This is a genomic window from Craurococcus roseus, from assembly GCF_039523795.1.
Lineage (GTDB): Bacteria > Pseudomonadota > Alphaproteobacteria > Acetobacterales > Acetobacteraceae > Craurococcus > Craurococcus roseus.
The window spans coordinates 1,659-8,955 of record NZ_BAAAFZ010000035.1 but is presented as its reverse complement, the minus strand read 5'-3'; the positions used below and the strand labels follow the sequence as shown (position 1 = coordinate 8,955).

At 72.4% G+C, this 7,297-nt stretch carries 2 protein-coding genes and 1 pseudogene; 1 reads left to right on the top strand and 2 read right to left on the bottom strand.

Annotated features, from left to right (window positions below):
• Nucleotides 1-50 precede the first annotated feature (50 nt).
• Both ABD067_RS13060 and ABD067_RS13055 read right to left on the bottom strand, forming a co-directional pair.
• Nucleotides 51-461 (bottom strand): annotated as a pseudogene (locus ABD067_RS13060) (transposase); the annotation flags it as partial.
• The gene (locus ABD067_RS13055; protein WP_343895743.1) at nt 443-832 is read right to left on the bottom strand and encodes a transposase; all 390 of its coding nucleotides are present in this window, start codon (nt 830-832) and stop codon (nt 443-445) included. The pseudogene ABD067_RS13060 and the gene ABD067_RS13055, both read right to left, overlap by 19 nt.
• A 252-nt stretch (nt 833-1,084) precedes the next feature.
• Here ABD067_RS13055 and ABD067_RS13050 point away from each other — a divergent pair.
• Nucleotides 1,085-7,297, top strand: a 6,213-nt coding sequence (locus ABD067_RS13050; RefSeq protein WP_343895742.1) for a beta strand repeat-containing protein, incomplete at its 3' end; no start/stop codon positions are given.

Sequence of the window (7,297 nt, the reverse complement as noted above, 5' to 3'; positions counted from 1 at the left end):
GCGGAGCGCGTCCCACGGTCGCGGCTTCCATCCCACCTGCCGAAGCAGTGCTAGGCCGTGTGAACGGATTTGACCAAGATGAGGCCGCACGCGAATGCGACGAGGGCGGCGTGGTTTTCGGCGGTTTTCTCGCAGCGGAGCGCGATGCGCTTGAAGCGCTTGAGCTTGCCGATGGCCTGCTCGATGCGGGCGCGGCCGCGGTAGAGCGCCTTCGGGAAGAAGCCGGGCCAACCTTTGGCGTTGGCCTTGTGCGGGATGAGGGGAGCGATGCCGCGGTCGCGCGTTGCGTTCCGGTTGGCCTTGCTGTCGCAGCCCTTGTCGGTGACGACGGCGCGCGGGTCGATGTCGGAGCCTATGCCCAGCAGCGTCTCGAACTGCCGGCTGTCGCTGGCCTCGCCGCCGGTGAGGTGGAAGTCGAGCGGCAAGCCGTTCCAGTCGCACTTCAAGTGGATCTTGGTGCCGAAGCCGCCGCGCGAGCGGCCGAGCGCCTGGCCCTGCTGCCCCCTATGGCGCCGGCGGCCGAGACGTGCGCCCGCACCACGGTGCTGTCGAGCATCTGCACCAGGTGCGCGGTCGGGCTCGATGCCGCCGGCACCTGGAAGGACGCTTCGAACACGCCGGCCCGGCTCAGCCGCCAGAAGCGCTTCCAGACGCTGTTCCAGGGCCCGAACTCGGCCGGCAGCACCCGCCAGGCGATGTTGTGGACCGCGAAGTGGTGCAGCGCCTCCAGGAAGCGCCGGTCGTCGCGCCCTTTGTCGCCCCGCCGCGAACGCGCCGCCCGGAACACCTCCAGCGCCACCGTCCAGTCGTCTTCCGCCATCCGCGTCAGCATGGCCGGCTCCCGAAACCGGCCCGCCAAGAATCACCGATCAATCGCCAAGGGAATCCAGCCCGGATTCAACTTCGCGGAATCCGCCCACACGGCCTAGGAAATGCTTCCAACCCCGAGAATTGTATTCGTAAATAAAAAGTATAAAGCGCGTGACTTGGGCCCGCTTACGGCGCATCGCGCCGGATTGTTGCGGCGAAGCAGAGAAACCCACTTTAGATCGGCTCCGAACCTTCTTGGTGCGGAGTGTTGGGCATGGTCGTCGCTTGGGCGCAGACGAATGCGGACCTCGATGGCGTCGGAATCAACCGGACGGACGGCGGCGCACCTGACGGCGCGCAATCGGCCCCGGCAATCGCTGACAACACCGCCGAATTCTTCGCCGTGGCCTGGGTGAACGGCACCGGCGCCACGAAGACCATCCGCGCCAAGTTCTACGACAGCCTGGGAAACCCCGACCCGCTGCTGCCCGGTCCGATTGACCTCAACGACGCGACCGGCGCCATCGTCTCTGGTCCGGTCCTCGCCGGTTGGATCGAGGGCTACACGGCCGCATGGCGCGAGCAGGCCGTACCCGACGGCCCGGTGCTCTACCGCGCGCGGTTGATTGGTCCCGAAGCCCTGGTCGGGCAGGAATTTTCGCTCGGCTCCACCGACCCCGACGGTTACGCCGTCCTGAACCAGGACAAGCTGTCCATGGCCGGGTGGGAGCAGATCCTGGACCCGGTCGCCGAGACCGTCGCGGTCGGCTTCAACGCGCTCTGGGTTTCGACGGTGGGCACCGGCGGCGGCGCCACGCTCGACCGCATCATGCTGCAGCGCTTCGAGGTGCCGCTCGACGCCCTGCGCGACCCGCAACCCGCGGTCGCCGGCGGCATCGACGGGCGCGGCGGCACCGGCAGCGACGCCGCGGTGGTCCTCGGCGCCGGCCGCGACCCCAGCATGGCTGCGCTGCACGACGGCCAGCAGGTCATCGCCTGGATCGACGGCAACAACCGCGTCCAGGGCCGCTTCTTGAACCCGGACGGGACCGACGTGCCGGGCGTGAACCTGGCGAACTTCGCCACCGTCGCGGCCAGCCAGGGCGTGAAGGTCGCCGCCTTCGGCGTCAGCAACTTCGGCATCTTCTGGGTCGCCGCAGAGGGCGGTGGCTTGGTCATCAAGGGCCAGACCTGGGGCCTGCCCGACGGCGCGGCCAACTGGGCCCCGCTCGGCCCCGCCCTCACCGTCGTCGCCCTGCCGGCCGGGTTCGACGGCCGCTTCAGCGTCGCGGGCTTCGGCGAAGGCAGCGACGCCGGGGTGGTCAGCTACAGCGTGGCCGGAGCCAACGGCACGCAGATCCTCGCCCAGGCCTTCGACCCCCTCGCGATGCCCTCCGGCGCGCCCTTCGTGGTGGGCACGCCGGGCGGGGAAGCCGCGTCCAAGCCGAACGGCGGCATGGCCGGGCTGGTCGGCGAGCGCGCGGCCGTTGTCTGGCAGGACGCCGCGGACGGCGGCGACATCCGCGTCCAGATCATCGACACCCGCGCCACCGGCGTGACGCTGGTGGGCGACCGCCCCCGCGACGACGGGCGCGTGGACGCCCGCGTCGACGTCCTGGTGGGCACCACGGGCGACGACCTCATCGTGACGGACCGCGGCGACACGCGAGGCGGCCGCTCCGCCGACGACCAGGCGCACGGCGTCCTCGGCGACGACACGCTCTACGGCGGCGGAGGCAATGATCTGCTCGACGGCGGGGAAGAACGGCTCGGCGACGCGGGGCCTCAGTCGGCGATCGACACCGACACCGCTGCCTACCGCGGCGGGCGCGGCGCCTACTCCGTCACCGTCAACGGCGACGGCAGCTTCACCGTCAAGGACATGCGGCAGGGCATCGCCGCGACCGACGGGATGGACACCGTCGAGGGCTTCGAGCAACTGGCCTTCGGCAGCCAGATCGCCGGCCCGACCCTGACGGTTGGCCCCGATCGCGTCGGCATGGACACATTTTTCCAGGCGCTGCCGTCGGTTGCGGCGTCGGACGGCACGCCCAAACCTTGGGGTCTCGACGACACCGCGGCGTTCACGGTGAACGCCGACCCGACCGGCGCGGCCGATCCCGCGACCGGGGCGCAAACGGCACCGAGCGCAGTCGGGCTACTGGGCGGTTTCGCCTTTGCGTGGCAGTCGGGCGACGCGGTGCTGGTGAAGGCCTACGACACACTAGGCCGCCCGGACGCGGCGTTCGGCGGCGTCGGCGGGGCGAGGGTGTTCACCCTCACCGACGGCGTGGGCGCCGTCACCGGCCCGGTCGCCGCCATGGCCGGCGAAACCGGCGTGGTCGCCGTGTGGCAGGAGAGCGTCGGAGGCGGCGCTTCCGCCATCAAGGGGCGCTTCGTCTCCGCCGTAACCGGCTTGGTCGGTAACGGCGAATTCCAAGTGGAGCAGGCGCCGGCCGGCGTGGCGCAGCGCGACGCGGCCGTCGCCGGCTACGAGGTGGTGGACGCGGCGAACGACACCGCCGAGCACGGTTTCCTGGTCGGTTACACGCAAGGCGCCGGCGCGGACGGCGTCGGGCGCGTCCTGCTCGACAGGCAGACGCTGTACGTCCGCGCCATCGACGGCTTCGACGTCGGCGTGGCCGGCGAGCGCGCGCCGGCGTCGGTCGGCCTCGACGGCTTCGTCGGCGTCGGTTCCGCCGACGACGGCGCCGCCTATGAACTTTCTGCCGCGGGCCGCAACGCCTCCCTGAGCACGCTGCACGACGGCGAGGTGGTGGCGAGTTGGATCGAGGGCGGCACCGTCAAGGTGAAGATTCTCATCCCGGCCTTCAACACCGCCACCGGCATCACCGCCTTCGACGCGAGCCGGCCGGTGATTGACGCCGCGACCGGCATCGACGCCGGGACCGAACAGCAGGTCGTCGGGCTCGGTTTCAACTTCGCCGTCGCCTACATGCAGGGCGGCGTCTTCAAGGCGCAGCTCTACACCGGCAGCGGCGGCGCGTGGACGCGCTCCGACGTGGTCTCCTTCGGCGCCATGCCGGCCGGGACCATAGGCGACGTTTCGCTGGTGGCGACCGACCTCGACGGCACCGCCTTCACCATGTTCGTGGAGGCGGTGGTCGGGGGAGCGACCACGGTCCACGGCCAGCACTTCGACGGCGCGGGCCACAAGGTCGGCCAAGCTTTCGTCGCGTTCCAAGCGCCGGTCTCGCTATCCGGCAACGGCGCGGGCGGCTTCTCCGCCGCGCCGCTCGACGACGGGCGGATCGTCATCGCGGCGGAGGGCCAGTCGGGCCCCGGCGCGGACGCGAGCGGCATCGTCGGCGCCCTGCTCGACACCCGCACGCCGGGCGAGCCGATCATCGGCCCGCGCGACGGCGCGCCGCGGGACGTGCTGGTCGGCACCACCGGCGACGACGCGATCGACGGCCGCGTGCTGGAAGACGAGCTGCACGGCGGCCTCGGCAACGACGTCCTGCTCGGCGGCTCGGAGAACGACACGCTCTCCGGCGAGAAGGGCGACGACACCCTGCTCGGCGGCAGCGAGGACGACAGCCTCCTGGGCGGAGACGGAGACGACCTCCTGATGGGCGGCTTCGGCGTCGACGTCCTGGCGGGCGGCGCGGGCTCCGACACCGTCTCGACGCAGGGCGAATTCTCGCGCTTCCGGATCGACCTCGCGGCCGGCACCGTGCGCAGCGGCCGCGACCCGGCGACCGGCGCGACGCGGCCGGCCGGCGCCTTCGCGGCCGAAGACACCTTCACCGGCATCGAGAACGCCACGGGCGGCGAAGCGGCCGACGCCATCACGGGAGATGGCGGCGGCAACGTCCTGCAAGGGCGCGGCGGCAACGACACCCTGGACGGCGCCGGTGGGACGGACACCGCCGTGTTCCGCGGCATTCGGGCGGATTACACGGCCTCCTTCGACGCCGCGGCCGGCACGGTCACGGTCAGCCACGCCCGCTTCGGCGCGGACGGCGTGGACCAGTTGAAGAACGTCGAGCTGTTCCGCTTCGCCGACGGCACCTTCAGCCTCGCCGACCTGCTGGCCGGCAACGCAGCGAGCGGCGTGGCGGTGGACGGTTACATCGCCGGCGGCACCCTGTTCTGGGACGCGGACGGCGACCGGGTGCTCGACACCGGCGAGGCCAGCACCACCACCGGCCCGGCCGGCGGTTTCTCCCTCGCCGGACCGGGCGGCGCGCTGGTGCTGCGGGGCGGCCTGGACACCGCCACGCTGCTGGCGTCCCGCTTCACGCTGGAGGCCCCGGCGGGCTCCACCGTCGTCTCGCCGCTCACCACGCTCGTCGCGCGGATCGCGGCGATGAACGGCGGTGACGTGCCGGCGGCACGGGACGCGGTGCTGGGCGCCTTCGGGCTGCCGGCGGGCCTGGACCTGACCTCGCTGGACCCGATCCAGGGCATGCTCGCGGGCAACGCCGCGGCGCGCGCGACCGTGCTGTCGGGGGCGCAGGTGATCGATACCCTAACCTTGCTCCAAGCCGCCGGGGAGGGCTTCGGCCTCGTCGGCCTCGACCCGTTCGGCGTGCTCGCGTCGCGGATCATGGGCCTGGGCGGCGGGCGGGTCGACCTGACGCATCCTTCGGACCTCGCCGGCCTCGCCCAATCGCTCGGCCTCGGCGCGGCCGGCAGCGATCTGGTGCAGGACAGCGCCGCCGTCGCGGCCGCGAGCAACGCTTCGGCCGCCGCCCGCTTCGCCGCGGCGCCGGACCCGTTGCAAGCGCTGGTGCAGCTCGCCGCGGCCGGCATCGTCGCGCGCGGCGCGGCGGCGGACGCGCTGCGCGCCGCAGCGCCGAGCCCCGCCGCGCTGCAAGGCGTGGTGGACGCCTTCACCGGCGCGGCGCTGGCCGCGCGGGTGAACGGCGCGGTCGCCGGGGTCGGCGATGTGGACGGCGACGGCGACCTGGACGGCGCCGGAATCGCGCTTTCCAACGCAAGCGTGGCGGAGAACGCCGCCGGCGCCGTGGTCGGCGCGCTGTCCGTCGCCGCCCCGGCGGGCACGGCGGTGGCCTGGGAGGTGCTGAACGGCGGCCTCCCCGATGGCCGCTTCACGGTCGACACGACCGGGGGAACGCCGGTGCTGCGGTTGCAACCCGGCATCACGCTCGACCACGAGGCGCAGGCCTCGGTCACGGCCACCCTCCGCGCCACCTTCGAGGCCGGCGGCGCCTCGGTCAGCTACACCCGCGATCTGCTCATCGCTGTGCAGGACAAAAACGAGCCCGTGGCTATCGCGGGCGGAACGGTGTCGGCCGCGCTGGTCGAGGACCGGCACGTGCCCGCGCCGCCGGCACTGCCGGTCCTGACCGCGGCGGGCGGCTTCGGCTTCAGCGACCCTGACGCCGGCACGCGGCACGGCGTCACCTCCGGCTTCGTCTCGGCCGTGTCTAGCGATCCGGCGGTGGTCGCCATGTCCCCGCTGGGACAGTTCGCGGCGACGCTCGGCGAAGCGCCGGCCACCGGCTCGGGCGCGGTGACCTGGACCTACGAGGTCAACAACGACCTCCTCCAGCAACTCGGTGCCGGCGACACGCTGACCGAAACCTACCGGGTCTCGATCGGCACCAACGCCGAGTTCGCGGCCAGCTCCGGCGCACCGAGCGACCAACGGGAGCAGCAGGTGGCGCGGCTCGCCGGCGGCGGCTACGTGGTGGCCTGGACGGAAACCCGCCCGGGGCAGGATTACGCCAGCGTCTACGCCCGCGTCTTCGGTGCCGATGGCACGGCGCTCGGCGCCGACCTCCGGGTCAACACCACGCTGCCCGAGATCGGCGCGCAACTGCCGTCCGTTGCCGCACTGTCCGGCGGCGGTTTCGTGGTGGTCTGGCAGTCGGATGGCGATGCCGGCGCCTTGCCCGGGCTCGGTGGTGCCTTTTCTTACGGTGTTACAGGCCAGGTTTTCAGCGGCACCGGCGCCAAGCTCGGCGGTGAGTTCCAGGCCAACACCTCGACAGTCGGCAACCAGACCGCGCCGCGGGTCGTGGCGCTGGCGAGCGACCGCTTCCTGGTGACCTGGACGTCGGAGGAGGAGCGGCTCGACTTCGTGCCGGAAACCGGCACCGTCGAACGGTATTTTCCGACATTCCTGCAAGGCCAAGCGTTCCAGGCCGGGCCGCAGGGCGCGGCGCGGGCGATCGATCCCGACAGCGGCGAGCCGGCGGAGTTCCGCATCACCCCGCTCGACCCGCCGGCGGGCGAGGCGCTCCTGCCCTCCATCGAAGGCAGCACGACGTTGGCGCTCGCGGGCGGCGGCTCCGTCATCGCCTGGAGCTGGACGCAAGGCGCCTCGCAGTTCGTCGGCGTGGTGTTCCAGGCGTATGACGGGCAGGGCCGGCCGGTCGGCGGGCCGGTCACGGCCAACCTCCTGGAGGGGGCTCCCTCTTCGGCGGTGCTGTTCACCGCGATCGGCGCGACGGCGCTCGCCGACGGCGGCTTCGCCCTCGCGTGGCAGCGCGGC

Bases quoted from the DNA above. Each gene is read 5' to 3' on its own strand.
- ABD067_RS13055 (WP_343895743.1), bottom strand. From the start codon at position 832: ATGCTGACGCGGATGGCGGAAGACGACTGGACGGTGGCGCTGGAGGTG.